This window comes from Pseudomonas iranensis (genome assembly GCF_014268585.2).
In the GTDB taxonomy this organism is placed as follows: Bacteria; Pseudomonadota; Gammaproteobacteria; order Pseudomonadales; family Pseudomonadaceae; genus Aquipseudomonas; species Aquipseudomonas iranensis.
This window is the reverse complement of sequence record NZ_CP077092.1, coordinates 1320708-1338688: the sequence shown is the minus strand read 5'-3', so window position 1 is coordinate 1338688 and position 17981 is coordinate 1320708. Positions and strand designations below refer to the sequence as shown.

17 protein-coding genes are annotated in these 17981 nt (G+C 59.8%); 7 read left to right on the top strand and 10 right to left on the bottom strand.

Features of this window, described 5'->3' with window-relative positions; translation table 11 throughout:
- Nucleotides 1-132: 132 nt before the first annotated feature.
- From era to lptF, 6 genes are all read right to left on the bottom strand, one after another.
- On the bottom strand, nucleotides 133-1035 hold the full coding sequence (era, locus tag HU724_RS05865) for a GTPase Era (RefSeq protein WP_016771562.1): 903 nt from the start codon (nucleotides 1033-1035) through the stop codon (nucleotides 133-135).
- Nucleotides 1028-1717, bottom strand: coding sequence for a ribonuclease III (rnc, locus tag HU724_RS05860; protein ID WP_024011703.1), 690 nt, complete (start codon nucleotides 1715-1717; stop codon nucleotides 1028-1030). The genes era and rnc overlap by 8 nt, the downstream gene beginning before the upstream one ends.
- A 169-nt stretch (nucleotides 1718-1886) precedes the next feature.
- Entirely contained in the window at nucleotides 1887-2741 is an 855-nt protein-coding gene (gene lepB, locus HU724_RS05855; RefSeq protein ID WP_016771563.1) for a signal peptidase I, read from the bottom strand.
- A gap of 9 nt (nucleotides 2742-2750) precedes the next feature.
- A complete protein-coding gene (gene lepA / locus HU724_RS05850; RefSeq protein WP_016771564.1) occupies nucleotides 2751-4547 on the bottom strand; it encodes a translation elongation factor 4 in 1797 nt (598 codons plus the stop codon).
- Between the two features lie 173 nt (nucleotides 4548-4720).
- The gene (lptG, locus tag HU724_RS05845; protein WP_016771565.1) at nucleotides 4721-5782 is read right to left on the bottom strand and encodes an LPS export ABC transporter permease LptG; all 1062 of its coding nucleotides are present in this window, start codon (nucleotides 5780-5782) and stop codon (nucleotides 4721-4723) included.
- Nucleotides 5775-6896: an LPS export ABC transporter permease LptF gene (gene lptF, locus HU724_RS05840; protein WP_016771566.1), complete on the bottom strand. Its 1122-nt coding sequence runs from the start codon at nucleotides 6894-6896 to the stop codon at nucleotides 5775-5777. Before lptF ends, lptG begins: the two co-directional genes overlap by 8 nt.
- Before the next feature lie 296 nt (nucleotides 6897-7192).
- On the opposite strand from lptF, the gene HU724_RS05835 reads away from it, so the two are divergent.
- The 4 genes from HU724_RS05835 to HU724_RS05820 all read left to right on the top strand — a co-directional run bounded on the left by HU724_RS05835 (nucleotide 7193) and on the right by HU724_RS05820 (nucleotide 12605).
- Entirely contained in the window at nucleotides 7193-8683 is a 1491-nt protein-coding gene (locus HU724_RS05835) for a leucyl aminopeptidase (protein ID WP_039759172.1), read from the top strand.
- 57 nt (nucleotides 8684-8740) lie between these two features.
- Nucleotides 8741-9169 carry a DNA polymerase III subunit chi gene (locus tag HU724_RS05830; protein WP_130901540.1) on the top strand — a complete coding sequence of 143 codons (429 nt, stop codon included), beginning with the start codon at nucleotides 8741-8743 and terminating at the stop codon, nucleotides 9167-9169.
- 8 nt (nucleotides 9170-9177) lie between these two features.
- Nucleotides 9178-9564: a DNA polymerase III subunit chi gene (locus tag HU724_RS05825; protein ID WP_186569422.1), complete on the top strand. Its 387-nt coding sequence runs from the start codon at nucleotides 9178-9180 to the stop codon at nucleotides 9562-9564.
- Nucleotides 9565-9758: 194 nt separating this feature from the next.
- On the top strand, nucleotides 9759-12605 hold the full coding sequence (locus HU724_RS05820; RefSeq protein ID WP_186569421.1) for a valine--tRNA ligase: 2847 nt from the start codon (nucleotides 9759-9761) through the stop codon (nucleotides 12603-12605).
- Nucleotides 12606-12671: 66 nt separating this feature from the next.
- Here the strand turns inward: HU724_RS05820 and HU724_RS05815 are convergent, their stop codons facing one another.
- On the bottom strand, nucleotides 12672-13064 hold the full coding sequence (locus HU724_RS05815; protein WP_186569420.1) for a hypothetical protein: 393 nt from the start codon (nucleotides 13062-13064) through the stop codon (nucleotides 12672-12674).
- A gap of 202 nt (nucleotides 13065-13266) precedes the next feature.
- On the opposite strand from HU724_RS05815, the gene rlmF reads away from it, so the two are divergent.
- Nucleotides 13267-14286, top strand: a complete 1020-nt coding sequence (gene rlmF / locus HU724_RS05810) for a 23S rRNA (adenine(1618)-N(6))-methyltransferase RlmF (RefSeq protein ID WP_186569419.1) — start codon at nucleotides 13267-13269, stop codon at nucleotides 14284-14286.
- Between the two features lie 195 nt (nucleotides 14287-14481).
- Here rlmF and HU724_RS05805 read toward each other — a convergent pair whose 3' ends face one another.
- Entirely contained in the window at nucleotides 14482-14763 is a 282-nt protein-coding gene (locus tag HU724_RS05805) for an HU family DNA-binding protein (RefSeq protein WP_003221909.1), read from the bottom strand.
- A 395-nt stretch (nucleotides 14764-15158) separates the two neighbouring features.
- Here HU724_RS05805 and yejK point away from each other — a divergent pair, with 395 nt between their 5' ends.
- Nucleotides 15159-16163, top strand: a complete 1005-nt coding sequence (gene yejK, locus HU724_RS05800; protein WP_186569418.1) for a nucleoid-associated protein YejK — start codon at nucleotides 15159-15161, stop codon at nucleotides 16161-16163.
- The gene (locus tag HU724_RS05795) at nucleotides 16163-16513 is read left to right on the top strand and encodes a glutaredoxin family protein (protein ID WP_186569417.1); all 351 of its coding nucleotides are present in this window, start codon (nucleotides 16163-16165) and stop codon (nucleotides 16511-16513) included. Before yejK ends, HU724_RS05795 begins: the two co-directional genes overlap by 1 nt.
- A 117-nt stretch (nucleotides 16514-16630) precedes the next feature.
- On the opposite strand, the gene HU724_RS05790 is transcribed toward HU724_RS05795, so the two are convergent.
- Nucleotides 16631-17566 carry a glutathione S-transferase family protein gene (locus tag HU724_RS05790; protein ID WP_186569416.1) on the bottom strand — a complete coding sequence of 312 codons (936 nt, stop codon included), beginning with the start codon at nucleotides 17564-17566 and terminating at the stop codon, nucleotides 16631-16633.
- A gap of 84 nt (nucleotides 17567-17650) precedes the next feature.
- Nucleotides 17651-17953, bottom strand: a complete 303-nt coding sequence (locus HU724_RS05785; RefSeq protein ID WP_186569415.1) for a GIY-YIG nuclease family protein — start codon at nucleotides 17951-17953, stop codon at nucleotides 17651-17653.
- Nucleotides 17954-17981 lie beyond the last annotated feature (28 nt).

Below are 17981 nucleotides of genomic sequence, written 5' to 3'. Positions count from 1 at the left end.
AACCCAAAACCACTGTGGGAGCGAGCCTGCTCGCGAAAGCGGAGTGACAGTCAACATCAATGCTGAATGTTACATCCTCTTCGCGAGCAGGCTCGCTCCCACAGTGAGTAGCGGTGTTTTCGAGATCGCTACTTACAGGTCGCCATAACCCAGCGAACGCAGCGCGCGCTCGTCATCGGACCAGCCGCCCTTCACCTTGACCCACAGGTTGAGCATGATCTTGGAGTCGAACAGCAGCTCCATGTCCTTGCGCGCTTCGGTGCCGATGCGCTTGATGCGCTCGCCCTTGTCGCCAATGATGATTTTCTTCTGGCCGTCACGCTCGACGAGAATCAGCGCGTGGATGTGCAAGGTCTTGCCCTGCTGCTTGAATTCTTCGATTTCGACGGTGATCTGGTACGGCAGCTCGGCGCCCATCTGGCGCATGATTTTCTCGCGCACCAGTTCGGCGGCAAGGAAACGGCTGCTGCGGTCGGTGATCTGGTCTTCCGGGAAGAAGTGATCATTCTCCGGCAAGTGATCGGCGATGACCTTTTCCAGCGCTTCGAGGTTGTGCCCGTGCTGCGCTGAAATCGGAATGATCTGCGCGTTTGGCAGCTGTTCCTGCAACCAGCTCAGGTGCGGCATCAGCTCGGCTTTGTCTTCGATGCGATCAGTCTTGTTCAGCGCGACGATCAGCGGGCCGGTCACGTATTGCACACGCTCCAGAACCATCTGGTCTTCGTCGGTCCACTTGGTGCGGTCGACGACGAAGATCACCACGTCGACGTCTTTCAACGCCGCCGAAGCGGTTTTGTTCATGTAACGGTTCAGGGCCTTTTCGCCACCCTTGTGCATGCCCGGAGTGTCGACGTAGATCGCCTGGACGTCGCCCTCGGTCTTGATCCCGAGCATGTTGTGGCGGGTGGTCTGCGGTTTGCGCGAGGTGATCGCGAGCTTCTGCCCGAGGATGTGGTTGAGCAGCGTCGACTTGCCGACGTTGGGACGGCCGACGATGGCAACGTAGCCACAGCGAGTTGCGTTTGTATCAGTCATTGCCATTCTCCACGCCCAGGGCAATCAGTGCTGCGGCGGCCGCTACCTGTTCGGCAATACGACGGCTCACACCCTGACCTCGGCTTTTTTCATTCAGTAAGACCACTTCGCATTCGACGAAGAAGGTTCGGCAGTGCGGTTCGCCCTGGATATCCACCACTTCGTAGCGTGGCAGTTCGCAACCGCGCGATTGCAGGTGTTCCTGCAAGCGGGTTTTCGGATCCTTGTTGGTGTCGACCAGCGTCAGCCCTTCGAATTCGCCGGCCAGCCAGGCCAGCACGCGCTCGCGGGCGACGTCCATGCCGGCATCGAGGTAGATCGCACCGATCAGAGCTTCGAGGGCATCGGCCAGAATCGATTCACGGCGGAAACCACCGCTCTTCAGTTCACCCGAACCCAGGCGCAGATAATCGCCGAGGTCGAAACCGCGAGCGAGTACGGCCAGCGTCTCACCTTTTACCAGCCGTGCGCGCAAACGTGACAACTGGCCTTCGCGGGCCAGCGGGAAGCGATCGAACAGCGCCTCGCCAGCGACGAAGTTGAGGATGGCATCACCGAGGAATTCCAGACGCTCGTTGTTGCGCCCGGCAAAACTGCGGTGCGTGAGGGCCAGCAGCATCAGCTCCTGGTCCTTGAAGGTGTAACCGAGCTGGCGCTCGAGACGGCTAAGAGAAACGCTCACGGTTTACCCACGCTGAGTTCGTGGCTGGTTTCCACTGCCATCGCCGGGGTACGGCGCAGGCCTGGGACAATTAACGCTGTGTTCAAAAAATAAATCCTGGCGATTGCGAAGCCGATTGTGCCGGCTCCAGAAATGCATTCGGCGCTGTGGTCAACAGCGCCGTGTTTGATTACTTGATCAGGCCAACCCGCGAGAAATTCGGCAGGTGGCTGAGTTTCGGCTCTGGCCAGCTCATCCAGACCGCGAAGGCCTTGCCGACAATATTCTTGTCGGGAACCATGCCCAGCAGATCCTTGGGAATGTTCGGATCATCCCAGTAGCGGCTGTCATTCGAATTGTCGCGGTTGTCGCCCATCATGAAGTAGTGCCCGGCAGGCACTGTCCACGAACGGTCCGGGGTGGCGCGGTAGCGGCTCATTTCCTTACGGATCAGGTGTTCGGCTGCGCCGAGTTTTTCCTGATAGAGCTCCGCGCTGCCCAGCGAACCCGCCTCGGCGCCGACCATCTTCTCGGCAATCGATTCGCCGTTGACGAACAGACGCTTGTCGGCGGTGTAACGCACCGTGTCACCCGGCAGGCCGACCACACGCTTGATGTAGTTGACGTTCGGGTCGCTCGGGTAGCGGAACACCATCACATCACCGCGCTGCGGGTCACCGACTTCGATGATCTTCTTGTCGATCACCGGCAGACGGATGCCGTAGGAAAACTTGTTCACCAGAATGAAGTCGCCGACATCCAGGGTCGGTTTCATCGAGCCGGACGGAATCTGGAACGGCTCCACCAGGAACGAACGCAGCACCAGCACGATGAACAGCACCGGAAAGAACGACTTGCCGTATTCGACCAGCAGCGGCTCTTTGTTCAGCTTCTCGACCACCACAGGCTCTGGCTGGCTGACACTGCCTTGATAAGAGGCAATGGCAGCACGCCGACGCGGTGCCAGGAATAGCAGATCAAGCAACGCCAACAGGCCGCAGACGAACACGGCGATGACCAGCAACAGCGGGAAATTTAGCGACATAGGACCTGATTATTCCAACCTGAGCACGGCGAGGAAGGCTTCCTGTGGAATTTCCACGTTACCGACCTGTTTCATGCGTTTCTTACCGGCCTTCTGCTTCTCGAGCAGTTTCTTCTTACGACTGACGTCACCGCCGTAGCATTTGGCCAATACGTTCTTTCTGAGCGCCTTGACGGTTGTCCGCGCCACGATCTGACCACCAATGGCGGCCTGAATCGCCACGTCGAACATCTGACGAGGAATCAGTTCTTTCATCTTCTCGGTCAACTGGCGACCTTTGAAGTGCGAATTGTCACGGTGCACGATCAATGCCAGGGCATCGACCTTGTCGCCGTTGATCAGCACGTCCAGTTTCACCAGATTAGCCGATTGGTAACGATCGAAATGGTAGTCCAGCGAAGCATAGCCGCGGCTGGTGGATTTGAGACGGTCGAAGAAGTCCAGGACCACTTCGTTCATCGGCAGGTCGTAGGTCACTTGCACCTGATTGCCGAGGAACAGCATGTCGACCTGAACGCCGCGTTTCTCGATGCATAGGGTGATCACGTTGCCCAGGTGTTCCTGCGGTACGAGGATATTGGCGCGCACGATTGGCTCGCGCATGTCCTCGATCGCCGACACGTCCGGAAGCTTCGACGGGTTGTCGACGTAAATCGTTTCACCGGTTTTCAGCACCAGCTCGAAAATTACCGTCGGCGCAGTGGTGATCAGGTCCAGGTCGTACTCGCGCTCGAGGCGCTCCTGGATGATCTCCATGTGCAGCATGCCGAGGAAGCCGCAACGGAAGCCGAAGCCCAGGGCGTCGGAGCTTTCCGGGGTGTACTGCAGCGACGAGTCGTTCAGGGTCAGCTTCTGCAGCGCTTCGCGGAAATCCTCGAAGTCGTCGGAGCTGACCGGGAACAGACCGGCGTAAACCTGTGGCTGAATGCGTTTGAAGCCCGGCAGCACCGGCACGTCCGGCGTGGAGCTCAAGGTCAGGGTGTCACCGACCGGCGCACCGTGAATGTCCTTGATGCTGGCGATGATGAAGCCCACTTCGCCGGCCTTCAGATCAACGGTGGCGGTGTGTTTCGGGTTGAACACACCGACGCTGTCGACCAAGTGCACCTTGCCGGTGGACTTGACCAGAATCTTGTCGCCCTTCTTCACACGGCCGTGGCGCACGCGTACCAGGGAAACAACGCCCAGGTAGTTGTCGAACCAGGAGTCGATGATCAACGCTTGCAGCGGATCTTCGATATTGCCGGTCGGCGCAGGGATGGTGTGCACCAGACGCTCGAGCACTTCGTCGACACCCAGACCGGTCTTGGCGCTGCAGGTGACGGCGTCGGTAGCGTCGATGCCGATGATCTTCTCGATCTCGTCCTTGACGCGATCCGGCTCGGCCTGTGGCAGGTCGATCTTGTTCAGGACCGGCATGACCTCCAGGCCCTGCTCGATGGCGGTGTAGCAGTTGGCCACGGACTGGGCTTCGACGCCCTGCCCCGCATCGACCACCAGCAAGGCACCTTCGCACGCGGCCAGGGAACGGCTGACTTCGTAGGTGAAGTCGACGTGGCCCGGGGTGTCAATGAAGTTCAGTTGATAGGTGATGCCGTCTTTGGCTTTGTAATAGAGGGTAACGCTGTGGGCCTTGATGGTGATCCCGCGTTCACGCTCAAGATCCATGGAATCCAGTACCTGGGCTTCCATTTCACGCTCGGCCAGGCCGCCGCACATCTGGATGAAACGGTCAGCCAGCGTCGACTTGCCATGGTCAATGTGGGCGATGATGGAGAAATTGCGGATATGACTCAAATCACTCACGGATCAACACTCAAAAAGGCTGCAGGCTTGGCCCGCCGAAAAATAGCCGGGAATTGTACCTGATACACGGCGCAAGCGTCACGTTCGCCTGTCACCCGGATCGCATGCAAAAACGCCCCGGTCTGGCGACCGAGGCGTTTTCCGGGTTCAAGCGCTCAATGAAAGCTTGTTCATCAGCCCGCGCGTCTGAGCAGCCAGACACCCGCCAGCGCACACACGCCGGCCGGCACCAGCACCGCAAACAGCGGCGAGAAACCGAACACCAGACTCGATGGCCCCAGCAGATCCTGGACGATGCGAAAGGTGAAGCCCACCAGCACGCCGGTGAAAACACGCTGACCGAGGGTCACCGAACGCAGCGGGCCGAAGATGAACGAGATCGCCATCAGCACCAGCGCGGCGGTCACCAGCGGCTGCAACACCTTGACCCAAAATGCCAGCCAGTAGCGGCCATTGCTCAGGCCCTGCTCAGCCAGATAGTGGATGTAGCCCCACAGACCGCTGATCGACAGCGATTCCGGCGCCATGACCACGGTGCTGAGCAGTTGCGGGCTCAACGCCACGTCCCACTCCTCGCTCGGGGCATTGACGACCTCAGTGCTGCGCTCGTGGAACAGCGTGGTGGCAACGTCGGTGAGCTGCCACTTGCTGCCGTCAAACTCGGCCTTTTTGGCGAAGCTGGAGCTGAGCAGATGGCGTTCCTTGTCGAAGTGATAGCGCGTCACGCCGTACAACAGACCGTTCGGTTGAACGGCGTTGATGTGGATGAATTCCTCACCCTGACGGTGCCACATACCGTGTTTGGCGCTTTGCGCATCGCCGCTGCCCTGGGCCAGCGAGCGATTGGCCTGTGCCATGCTTTCGGTGGCCGGGGCGACGTATTCGCCAATCAGCACGCCGGCGAGCATCAGCACCAGCATCGGTTTCATGACGGCCCAGACGATACGGCCGATCGACACGCCAGCAGCGCGCATGACCGTCAGCTCACTGCTGCTGGCCAGACTGCCGAGACCGATCAGGCAGCCGATCAATGCCGCCATCGGCAGCATTTCATAGAGCCGGCGCGGTGCGGTCAGCAATACAAAACCGAGCACGTCGACCAGGGTGTAGGTGTCGCTGACGTCACCCATTTCATCGATGAAGGCAAACAGCGTCGCCAGGCCGAGGATGATCGCCAGCACGGCGATGATCGCCATGAATACGCTGCTGCCGATGTAGCGGTCGAGTTTAACCACGGGCCACCTCCAGCGCGGCGCTGCGACGGCTGGCCAGCTTCAGGCGCAGCGGCTCCCAATACAGCAGGCCGAGGCCGATCACCAGGAAGATCGCGTGCACCCACCACAGGCCGAGGGCCGGCGGAATCTTGCCTTTTTCAAGGGCGCCGCGAGCGGCAATCAGGATGGTCAGGTAAGCCATATAAAGAAGAATCGCCGGCAGCAGCTTGAGGAAACGCCCCTGACGCGGATTCACCCGCGACAGCGGCACCGCCATCAGGGTCACGATGAACACCAGCAATGGCAGGGACATGCGCCATTGCAGCTCGGTTTTCGAACGGATGTCATCACTGCCCCACAGGGACGAGGTCGGCATTGCATCGCGATCGGTGACTTCTTCGCTGACGTCCGGCTTGGGCAGCAGCACGCCGTAGGTTTCGTAATGAATGGCGCGGTAATCGGCTTGCCCCGGGCTGCCGTCATAGCGGTAGCCGTTGTCGAGAATCAGGTAACGATTGCCGTCGGGGCGGATTTCCTGACGGCCCGACTCGGCCACCAGCACGGAAATCCCGCGGTCCTTTTTATCGGCGCCGAGGTTCTTCTGCGAGATGAACACGCTGCCGAGATTGACGCGGTCGTCGCTCAGAGTTTCGGTGTAAGTCACTCGGGTGCCGTCGCGCAAGGCCTGGAAGCGGCCCGGTTCGAGGGTATCGAACTCGGTCAGCGCGTCCTGCTTGTTCAGCAGCAACTGAAACTGGTTGGCGCCCTGCGGAGCCAGGCCGAGGCTCAGCCACGCCACCACCAGTGCCACCAGCGTTGCCGGAAACAGGGTCATGCGAAACAGCTTCTGCTGGCTCATGCCGGTGGCCGAGAGCACGGTCATTTCGCTTTCGAGGTACAGGCGACCGTAGGCCAGCAGGATCCCGAGGAACAGGCCCAGCGGCAGAATCAGTTGCAGGAAACCTGGCAGACGAAAGCCCATGATCAGGAACAGCGAGCCCGGATCGAGCTGACCGGCCGCAGCCTGCGCCAGGTATTTGATGAAGCGACCGCTCATGATGATGACCAGCAGCACGGCACTTACGGCGCTGAGGGTCAACAGGACTTCGCGGGACAGATAACGGAAGACGATCAAACCAGACACTCCAGGGTTGTCAGGCTAAGGCGGCCAAACAAGCAAACACATCGACCGGCCCGCCATGCAGAGCGGTCGAAAAAAGATGCGGCATTATCCTGTGATTGGGTGCGCCTGTCACTGCGCACACTCATCCATCGCTGTAATCCTTTACTGAGGGTTGTCAGGCGCGGGGAGCGAGGTTCAAACTGCGGCCCTTGTCGCAGGCTTTGGCCTGCGCCTCTTCTATCTATAAGCAGGCGACTGCGGACAACGTCGAGCGCCTGCGTGTTGACCATTCATTCAGGGATCCGGACATGGAACTGGTTGTAAAAAGCGTTAGCCCAGAAACGTTGAAAACCGCCACCCTGGTGGTTGCCGTCGGCGAAGGCCGCAAACTCGGTGTCGCCGCCAGACTGGTCGACGAGTCGAGCGGTGGCGCGATCAGCGCCGTGCTCAAGCGTGGCGACCTGGCCGGCAAGGTCGGTCAGAGCCTGCTGCTGCACAGCCTGCCGAACCTGAAAGCCGAGCGCGTGTTGCTGGTCGGTGTGGGCAAGGACGAAGAATTGGGCGACCGTCCGTTCCGCAAAATCGTTGCCGGCATCCTCAACACCCTCAAAGGCCTGGGCGGCGGTGACGCCGTGCTGGCGCTGGATGAAGTCATCGTCAAAGGTCGCGACAGCTACGGCAAGACTCGCCTGCTGGCAGAAACCCTGGTCGACGGCGGCTACACCTTCGACCAGTTCAAGAGCCAGAAAGCCGAACCGCGCGCCCTGAAGAAAATCACCCTGCTGACCATCAAGGCTGCGCAAGCCGAAGTGCAGCGTGCCGTGAACCACGCCACCGCCATCGCCAACGGCATGGCGTTCACCCGCGATCTGGGCAACCTGCCACCGAACATCTGCCACCCGACCTTCATGGGCGAACAAGCCAAGAATCTGGGCAAAGAGTTCAAGGATCTGAAAGTCGAAGTGCTCGACGAGAAGAAGATCAAATCCCTCGGCATGGGCTCGTTCTACGCTGTGGGCCAGGGCAGCGCCCAGCCGCCGCGCCTGATCGTCATGCAATACAACGGCGGCAAGAAATCCGAGAAGCCATACGCGCTGGTCGGCAAGGGCATCACCTTCGACACCGGCGGCATCAGCCTGAAGCCGGGCGCCGGCATGGACGAGATGAAATACGACATGGGCGGCGCTGCCTCCGTGTTCGGTACCTTGCGTGCTGTGCTTGAGCTGAAACTGCCGATCAATCTGGTGTGCATCCTCGCCTGCGCCGAAAACATGCCGAGCGGCAATGCTTCGCGGCCGGGCGATATCGTCACTACCATGAGCGGCCAGACCGTGGAAATCCTCAACACCGACGCTGAAGGCCGTCTGGTGCTGTGCGATGCGCTGACCTACGCCGAGCGCTTCAAGCCACAAGCGGTGATCGACATCGCCACCCTGACCGGTGCTTGCGTAGTTGCCTTGGGCGCGCACACGTCCGGCCTGCTGGGCAACAACGACGAGCTGATCGACCAACTGCTCAGCGCCGGCAAGGCAGCCGACGACCGCGCCTGGCAACTGCCGCTGTTCGATGAGTATCAAGAGCAGCTGGACAGCCCGTTCGCCGACATCGCCAACATTGGCGGGCCGAAGGCAGGCACCATCACTGCCGCCTGCTTCCTGTCGCGCTTCACCAAGAACCTCAACTGGGCGCACCTGGACATCGCCGGCACGGCATGGACCAGCGGCGGCAAGGACAAAGGCGCCACCGGCCGTCCGGTTCCACTGCTGACCCAGTACCTGCTCGATCGCGCCAAGGCCTGAAACCGCTGAAAGGTGGCGTCACTCTCGGGTGACGCCACTTGCCGCTCTGGAACCGCAATGACCAAAGTCGACTTCTATATCCTGCCCAGCGCCGATCCTTCAGCGCGCCTGGATTTCGCCTGCAAGCTCACCGAGAAAGCCTGGCGCATGGGCCACCGCATCTACCTGCATTGCAGCGATGCGGCCCAGCGCGACGATCTCGATGCGCGTCTGTGGGTATTCAAGGGTGAAAGCTTCGTGCCCCACGGCCCGGCCGACAGCGAACCGGACGGTTTGATCGTGCTGGGACTCGGGCAAGACTGCGGTGAGCATCAGGATCTGCTGGTCAATCTCGACCTGAAAGTCCCGGCCTTCGCCAGCAAATTCGCCCGCGTGGCGGAAGTGGTGGTGGAAGATCCGACCATCCGAGCGGCGGCGCGGGAGAGTTTCCGTTTCTACCGCGAACAGGGCTATTCTCTGCAAGACCACCGTTTACAGCGACTCTGAGCACTCCAATGGACACTCCGAAACCGCAACAGAAGTCCGCACATCTGCTGGACGATCTTGAATCGATCCGCCAGTTGCTCGGCGACGACAACCTGCAACCGCCGCTCTTGACCGATACGGTCGATGACGGTGAACAGGAACAGATTCCGATGCTGTTCGACTCCGTCGGCAATCCGCCGGCGGCCGTCGAGCCGCCACCAGCGCCTCCGGCTGCCCCGGCTGCCGCACCGGTCGATAAAGGCCCGGACGCTTTGCTGCACCTGGACAGCGAACTGCGCGCCGCCGCGCAATTGATCATGCAAGACGTGATCGACGACTTCGCCCCGCACATCGAAACCGAAATCAAACGCCGCCTCGATGCGCGGATGGAGCGGCTGCTCAGCCAGTACGAGTAAGCCGCTGGTGCAGGAGCTGCCGAAGGCTGCGATCTTTTGACTTTGCTTTCACAAAAAACAAGATCAAAAGATCGCAGCCTTCGTCAGCTCCTGCATTTAGATCTCCGCCAGACCTCCCCCGCTCGCCCTCGGCACCATGCCCCGCTATACTTCCCGGCTTTTCCTGAATAAATGCCAATAGGGTCCCGCCGCGCATGGATAAGACCTACCAGCCGCACGCCATTGAAACTTCCTGGTACAAGACCTGGGAGTCCGAGAACTACTTCGCCCCGCAAGGCGCGGGCGAGTCCTACACCATCATGATCCCGCCGCCGAACGTCACCGGCAGCCTGCACATGGGTCACGGCTTCAACAACGCGATCATGGACGCGTTGATCCGTTTCCGCCGCATGCAGGGTCGCGACACCCTGTGGCAGCCGGGCACCGACCACGCCGGTATCGCCACGCAGATGCTGGTTGAGCGCCAACTCGAAGCCCAGGGCCAGAATCGTCACGATCTGGGCCGGGAAAAATTTCTCGAGAAAGTCTGGGAGTGGAAAGATCAGTCCGGCGGCAACATCAGCCGGCAGATCCGCCGCCTCGGCTCGTCCGTTGACTGGAGCCGCGAGCGCTTCACCATGGACGACGGCCTCTCGGAAGCGGTCAAGGAAGCCTTCGTGCGCCTGCATGAAGACGGCCTGATCTATCGCGGCAAGCGTCTGGTCAACTGGGACACCAAACTGCACACGGCGATTTCCGACCTCGAAGTGGAAAACCACGAAGAGAAAGGCTTTCTGTGGAACCTGAAATACCCATTGGCCGATGGTGTGAAAACCGCCGAGGGCAATGACTTCCTGATCGTCGCCACCACCCGTCCGGAAACCATGCTCGGCGACTCCGCCGTCGCGGTTAACCCGAACGACGAGCGCTACAAAGCGCTGATCGGCAAATTCGTCGAGCTGCCACTGGTTGGCCGGCGCATCCCGATCATCGCCGACGATTATTGCGACCCTGAATTCGGCACCGGCTGCGTGAAAATCACCCCGGCCCACGATTTCAACGACTACGAAGTCGGCAAGCGCCACAACCTGCCGCTGCTGAACGTCTTCGACAAGAACGCCAACGTGCTGCCTGCCGCCCAGGTGTTCAACCTCGACGGCACGCTGAACGAGAGCATCGACGGCAAGATTCCGGCGGAGTTCGCCGGCCTTGAGCGTTTCGAAGCGCGCAAGCAGATCGTCGCCGCGTTCGACGCTGCCGGCCTGCTGGTGAGCGTCAACGATCACAACCTGAAAACGCCGAAAGGCGATCGCTCCGGCACGGTCATCGAACCGTGGCTGACCGACCAGTGGTACGTATCGACCAAGCCTCTGGCCGAGCCGGCGATTGCTGCCGTTGAAGACGGTCGCATCCAGTTCGTGCCCAAGCAGTACGAAAACATGTACTTCTCGTGGATGCGCGACATCCAGGACTGGTGCATCAGCCGTCAGCTGTGGTGGGGCCACCGGATTCCGGCCTGGTACGACGAGTCGGGCAAAGTCTACGTCGGTCGCGACGAAGCCGAAGTGCGTGCCAAGCACAACCTCGGCCCGGACGTTGCGCTGCAACAGGACAACGACGTACTCGACACCTGGTTCAGCTCCGGGCTGTGGACCTTCTCGACCCTGGGCTGGCCTGAGCAGACCGAGTTCCTGAAGAAATTCCACTCCACCGACGTGCTGGTCACCGGTTTCGACATCATTTTCTTCTGGGTTGCCCGGATGATCATGATGACCATGCACCTGATGAAGAACGAAGACGGCACGCCGCAGGTTCCGTTCAAAACTGTGTACGTACACGGTCTGGTGCGCGACGGCCAGGGCCAGAAGATGTCCAAGTCCAAGGGCAACGTCCTTGACCCGCTGGACATCATCGACGGCATCGACCTGGAAACCCTGGTGCAGAAGCGCACTTCGGGCCTGATGCAACCGAAACTGGCGAAGAAGATCGAGAAAGCCACCCGCGAAGAATTCGCCAATGGCATCGAAAGCTACGGCACCGACGCCCTGCGCTTTACCTTCTGCTCGCTGGCCTCGACCGGTCGCGACATCAAGTTCGACATGGGTCGCGTCGAAGGCTATCGCAACTTCTGCAACAAGATCTGGAACGCCGCGCGTTACGTTCTGGACAAGGGCGAAGATTGCGGCCAGAACGGCGAAGCCTACGAGCTGTCGTTGGCTGATCGCTGGATCATCTCGCAGTTGCAACGCACCGAAGCCGAAGTGACCCGCCAACTGGATCAGTTCCGTTTCGACCTCGCCGCGCAAGCGCTGTACGAGTTCATCTGGAACCAATACTGCGACTGGTATCTGGAACTGTCCAAGCCTGTGCTGTGGGACGAGAACGCGCCGGTCGAACGTCAGCGCGGTACTCGCCGGACGCTGGTGCGCGTGCTGGAAGTGGCGCTGCGTCTGGCGCATCCGTTCATGCCGTTTATCACTGAGGAAATCTGGCAGCGTATCGCGCCGCTGGCCGGTATTCAGGGCAAAACGATCATGCTGCAGCCTTGGCCGGTGGCCAACGAGGAGCGCATCGATCCGGCGGCGGAAAACGACATCGAATGGCTCAAGGAACTGATGCTCGGCACGCGCAACATTCGTGGCGAGATGAACATCGGCCCGGGCAAGCCACTGCCGATCTTCCTGAAGAACGTCAGCACTGAAGACCAGCGCCGCTTGTCCGAGAACGAAGCGCTGCTGAAGAAGCTGGCGCGCCTGGAATCGATCACCGTACTCGCCGCTGGCGAAGAAGCACCGCTGTCCGCCACCGCATTGGTGGGCGAGATGGAAGTGCTGGTGCCAATGGCCGGTCTGATCGACAAGGGCGCCGAACTGGCGCGTCTGGACAAGGAAATCCTGCGTTTGCAGGGTGAAGTCCAGCGGGTTGGCGGCAAACTGTCCAACGCAGGTTTCGTCGACAAGGCCCCGGCCGAAGTCATCGAAAAGGAACGCGCCAAACTGGCCGAGGCCGAACAGGCCCTGGGCAAACTGGCCGAGCAGCATGCGCGGATTGCCAGCCTTTAACGGCAGATCGCATTGAAAGAGGGAGGCCGCAATGGCCTCCCTTTGTTTCATCCTGCTTTCAACCCTTCACTTTCCTGGTACTCCTTCGCAATCTTCCCCCGCATTATTGATTAACTTCACGTGAACGCTCTCGTGCTGTGGATTGCCGCGATTAAGCGTGAAAGTCACTTTTCCCCATCCTATTCGAATGGGTCTGATGTGAAGAAAATAATCGCCAATCGTTCTTTTTAAGCCTTCGGTCGTGTCTGTTTCCGTGACAAAGTCTTTGAGCGGTGGTGTCTGCGTTCCCTCTACCGGTTGCGTAAGTTCTGCATCTCTAAATCCCTCCCATACCAGCTCCCACGGCGAGCCGACCTGAGCTCCTGGCAAGGCGACTTTGACCTCGATTCCCTTTTGCGGATTCGATTTGCAAGTGATCATCCCGAAATCTGCACCGGGAAATGTAATTGATTGTGTCATGAGTGTTTTCCTTAACTTTAAATTGATAAGTTTTGGACGACTGCGTTGATTAGGATTGCCCTGACAGTAAACTTGAATAAAACGACAATACACACTGTCAAATATGACAGTGTTTTAGACCATTTAGGCATAAGCAATCGCTATCGCTGAACATGTGGGACAATACCCGCCACTTTCAGCCATACCCGAATCGACCACGCCCATGACCGCCCCCCGCACACCCAAACCTGCGCGCAAGAAGCCTGACGCCATGTCCCCGAACAAAGCCGTCGAGCCGCGCGAAAAGGCCAGCCTGCATCCGCGCAATCGCCATCAGGGTCGTTATGACTTCCCGGCGCTGATCAAGACCACGCCGGAACTGGCCAGGTTCGTGATCACCAACCCGTACGGCAAGGAAAGCATCGATTTCGCCAGCCCCGATGCGGTGCGCGTGTTCAACCGGGCGCTGCTCAAGGCGTTCTACGGCATTCAGCATTGGGATATCCCGGCGGACTACCTCTGCCCTCCGGTGCCGGGTCGTGCCGATTACGTGCATTTTCTCGCGGATCTGCTGGCGAATATGAACGACGGCAAGGTGCCGCGCGGCGCGATCGTCAATGTGCTGGACATCGGCATGGGCGCCAACTGCGTTTATCCGCTGATTGGCAACAGCGAATACCGCTGGCACTTCCTCGGCTCGGAGATCGACCCGACGGCAGTGGCGGCTGCCCGAGCCATCGTGCAGTCCAACGATCTGAGCAAGGTCATCCAGCTGCGTCAGCAGGAAAACCGCAAGCACATCCTCATCGGCTTGCTGGAGCCGGGCGAGCGTTTTGACCTGACCATGTGCAACCCGCCGTTCCACGCTTCGATGGAAGAAGCGACCAAGGGCAGCGAGCGCAAGTGGCGCGCCTTGGGCAAGGCCGACCCGAAACGCAAGCTGCCGGTGCTGAACTTCGGCGGGCAATCGGCGGAGCTGTGGTGTGAAGGCGGTGAAGCGCGCTTCGTGACGCAGTTGATTGCCGAGAGCGCGAACTTCCAGCACAAGGTGTTGTGGTTCAGCACGCTGGTATCAAAGGCCTCGAACCTGCCGGCCATCGAGACGGCACTGAAGAAGGCCGGCGTGCTGGAAAGCCAGGTCGTGGAAATGTCGCAGGGGCAGAAGCAGAGCCGCTTTGTCGCCTGGACCTTCCAGACCAAGTCCGAGCAGCAGATCTGGCGGCGCGAGCGCTGGGTGCGCTAAGGCGCTGTAGATCGCCCTGTGGGAGCGAGCCTGCTCGCGAAGGCAGCGAGTCAGTCAGCTTCAATATCGACTGACCCACCGCTTTCGCGAGCAGGCTCGCTCCCACATTTGCCCGCGACTTGACCGTCAAATCACAGACACAAAAAAACCGCGCCCCGGATCACTCCGAAGCACGGTTTTTTTTATCGCTGCGTCTTACTTGTTCACAGCGTCGGTCAGGCCTTTGGCCACAACCAGCTTGATCACTTTCTTTGCAGGGATTTCGATGGCAGCGCCAGTCGAAGGGTTACGGCCGGTGCGGGCAGGACGCTCGGTCACTTTCAGCTTGCCGATACCTGGCAAGGTGATTTCGCCGCCGTTTTCCAGCTGATCGGCAACGATTTGGCCCAGTTGGTCCAGAGCGTTACGCGCGGTGGTTTTCGGCGCGTCGATAGCTTCAGCGATGTCGGCGATCAGTTGGTCTTTAGTAAGAGCCATGTAGTGTTCCTTCCCTATCAAATTCATATGGATTGCAGAGTGCAGTGTCAGCCATCGAGCCCGATCTTCTGGATCTGGCACCCTCGGCGATAACCACGACGAGTCGGGTTATAGATGCCGAAATCAGGGTTTGGTTCGACCTGACAAATGCTGAATGCACGCTTAACGCAGTGACTTCGCGTAAGACCGGGCAAAACTAGCACAGCGACAAGGAAATATCCGCCTCTAGCTACCCATTTGGTCAGCTTTATTGCGCTAAATCGGTAAAAAACCGCTTAAGGCCGGGCGCGCGCCCCGGTTTTGCCCTGCAACCCGCGCCAAAACCAGTGGTTGCGGTACACTGAGCGCTTTTTCGGGGGAGCCTGCCCTCCTCCCTTCCAACAGCCGAGAAGCCCATGCCGATCCGCCATTGCATCGTCCACCTGATCGACAAAAAACCCGACGGCACGCCCGCAGTTCTGCACGCCCGTGACTCTGAACTGGCCGAGTCCGCAGCCATCGAAAACATGCTCGCCGACCTCAACGAAAGCTACAACGCCAAACAGGGCAAAGCCTGGGGCCTGTTCCATCCGGAATCCGGCGCGTTCCCCTTCAGCGGCTGGCTGAAGGAGTACATGGACGGCAGCCGTGACTTCACCGCGTTCAGTAAAGTGGCGGTCGAGCATCTGCAGAAGCTGATGGAAGAATCCAACCTGTCGGTGGGCGGCCACGTGTTGTTCGCCCACTATCAGCAAGGGATGACCGACTATCTGGCGATCGCCCTGCTGCACCACAGCGAAGGTGTGGCGGTGACCGATGAGCTCGACGTGACGCCTTCGCGCCATCTCGACCTTGGCCAGTTGCATCTGGCAGCGCGGATCAACGTTTCCGAGTGGCAGAACAACAAGCAGTCCAAACAGTACATTTCGTTCATTAAGGGCAAGAATGGCAAGAAGGTCTCGGAATATTTCCGCGACTTCATCGGCTGCCAGGAAGGCGTCGACGGCCCCGGCGAGACCCGCACCCTGCTCAAAGCCTTCAGTGACTTTGTCGAGAGCGAAGACCTGCCGGAAGACTCGGCCCGCGAGAAAACCAAGACTCTTGTCGACTATGCCAGCAGCCAGGCCAAGCTCGGCGAACCGATGGGCCTTGAGGAGCTGTCGGAGCTGATCGACGAAGAACGCCCGAAAGCCTTCTACGATCACATCCGCAACAAGGACTATGGCCTGTCGCCGGAGATCCCGGCGGACAAACGTACCCTCAACCAATTCCGCCGCTTCACCGGCCGCGCCGAAGGCCTGTCGATCAGCTTCGAAGCGCACCTGCTGGGTTCGAAGATCGAGTACGACGAAGAGAACGGCACCCTGATCATCAAAGGCCTGCCGACTTCGCTGACCGATCAGCTGAAGCGGCGTAACTGATGCTTGGCAATGTGCTGAAAAAGGTCGCCCTGGTACTGCTGGTGGTCGTGGTCTATCAGAACTGGGGCAAGATCGAGCGAGTGTTCAATCCCTCGCAGATGGTCACGCAGCAGACCCGGGCGCAAGCCAATGTCGTGCTCTATGCCACCGACTGGTGCGGCTACTGCAAACAGACCAAACGCTTTCTCGACAGCAAGGGCATACCGTTCAAGGAGTACGACATCGAGAAGGATGCCGATGCGCGCAAGGCGTATGAGGCATTGGGTGGACGCGGGATTCCGCTGATTGATGTGAACGGCACCTTGATTCGCGGGTTCGATCCGGAAGAAATCCTCGCAGCCCTGAAATAATCAACTGTTGGAGCGAGCCTGCTCGCGAATGCGGCGGATCAGTCAACTTTTCAGCGACTGACACAGCGCTTTCGCGAGCAGGCTCGCTCCCACAGGTTTAGCTGGCGATTCCAGCGATCAGTGTGCTTCGATGCGGAAACCAAAGCGCGGGAAGTGCACGTGCACCACGCCGCCACGCTCGTCTTCACGACGAATGATCAACTCTTCGCTACCGGCAAACAGCAACTCACCGACCACCGGGTCGACGCCGTAATCGATGGCGGCAATCGCCACTTGCTGGCCCGCCTTGAAGCCGTTCGGATCAACGAACCGCTCATCCGGCAATGCGGCTGGCGTCGCGTTGTGCGCGACCTCCAGTGCCTCGGCGGAAGACATCTCGCTCGCCGCGCCATGGCCGAACCCCAGCACCCGACCCAGCCACGCCGCGACCGCCGGATATTCATCCACCAGCGGCGCCGTGACGTGGGTCGCCTTGAGGAACCACAGCGGATGCGCCAGGGCGAAGTCGGCAATCGATGGCTCGCCGAAGAGGAAGTCGCCCTGCTCGCGCTGCAACTGCTGTTCCAGTCGCGCCATGATCGTCGGCCACTGATGTTTGGCCTGCTCGGCGGACAGACGCGTGGCGCTGCCACCGCTGAACAAACCGGCGCGGTCGGCCAGGAATGCCTTGATCGCTTCCGGCGGCAATTTGCCGAAACGCACCGCCACCGATTCCGGCTGGAACACCAGGCTCACCGCGTGCTGGAACACCACCGAATCGGCCCACGCCGCAAAACTGGCGCTGGTCATTTCCTGACCTTCGGGGAAGAACGCCGGCAGGGCTTTTTCCTGTTCCAGGCGTCGAGCGATCAGTGCGGTGTCGCAATAGATGTCAGCACCGATCTGCAACACTGGAGTCTTGCGATAGCCACCGGTCAACGCCGTCAGATCCGGCTTTGGCATCACCGGGGAAATATGCACCGAACGCCAGGACAGGCCTTTGAAACCCAGCAGCAGGCGGGCCTTCTCGGCGAATGGAGAGGTCGGGTAATGGTGCAGAATCAACTCGGACATGCTCGGCTCCGCCGCTCAGATAGTGAGCTGGCAGCTTAGCGTGCATTTGCTTAGCAGCCTACAGATCTGCCTGATGGGAACCAATCAGTCAAATTGATAAGACGCCACCAGGCATTCCTTGGCGCTCTTCTTGAGCTTCTTGATCAGCCGTTCCTGGCGCAAAGCATCACTTTTGTCGCGGCACAGTTCGGTGTAGACCAGCGCCATCGCCGGGCTGGAAAGAAAGAACCGCGCGCCCTTGCCGCTCTGATGCTTGGCGAAACGCCGCACCGGGTCGTCGCTGATTCCGCAGTACAACGAGCCGTTGGCGGCACGCACGAGGTAGACGAACCAGGATTTGCTCACTGGTTCGGCAACATCGACGGTTTTTTCGCTAAGGCTGGTCACTTGGGTGATCTGAACGTGTAGGAAAACA

Coding starts and splice junctions, on each gene's coding strand:
- HU724_RS05835 (WP_039759172.1), top strand. CDS start 7,193: ATGGAACTGGTTGTAAAAAGCGTTAGCCCAGAAACGTTGAAAACCGCC.
- HU724_RS05790 (WP_186569416.1), bottom strand. CDS start 17,566: ATGTCCGAGTTGATTCTGCACCATTACCCGACCTCTCCATTCGCCGAG.
- HU724_RS05830 (WP_130901540.1), top strand. CDS start 8,741: ATGACCAAAGTCGACTTCTATATCCTGCCCAGCGCCGATCCTTCAGCG.
- era (WP_016771562.1), bottom strand. CDS start 1,035: ATGACTGATACAAACGCAACTCGCTGTGGCTACGTTGCCATCGTCGGC.
- HU724_RS05795 (WP_186569417.1), top strand. CDS start 16,163: ATGCTTGGCAATGTGCTGAAAAAGGTCGCCCTGGTACTGCTGGTGGTC.
- HU724_RS05815 (WP_186569420.1), bottom strand. CDS start 13,064: ATGACACAATCAATTACATTTCCCGGTGCAGATTTCGGGATGATCACT.
- HU724_RS05820 (WP_186569421.1), top strand. CDS start 9,759: ATGGATAAGACCTACCAGCCGCACGCCATTGAAACTTCCTGGTACAAG.
- lepB (WP_016771563.1), bottom strand. CDS start 2,741: ATGTCGCTAAATTTCCCGCTGTTGCTGGTCATCGCCGTGTTCGTCTGC.
- rlmF (WP_186569419.1), top strand. CDS start 13,267: ATGACCGCCCCCCGCACACCCAAACCTGCGCGCAAGAAGCCTGACGCC.
- HU724_RS05805 (WP_003221909.1), bottom strand. CDS start 14,763: ATGGCTCTTACTAAAGACCAACTGATCGCCGACATCGCTGAAGCTATC.
- yejK (WP_186569418.1), top strand. CDS start 15,159: ATGCCGATCCGCCATTGCATCGTCCACCTGATCGACAAAAAACCCGAC.
- HU724_RS05825 (WP_186569422.1), top strand. CDS start 9,178: ATGGACACTCCGAAACCGCAACAGAAGTCCGCACATCTGCTGGACGAT.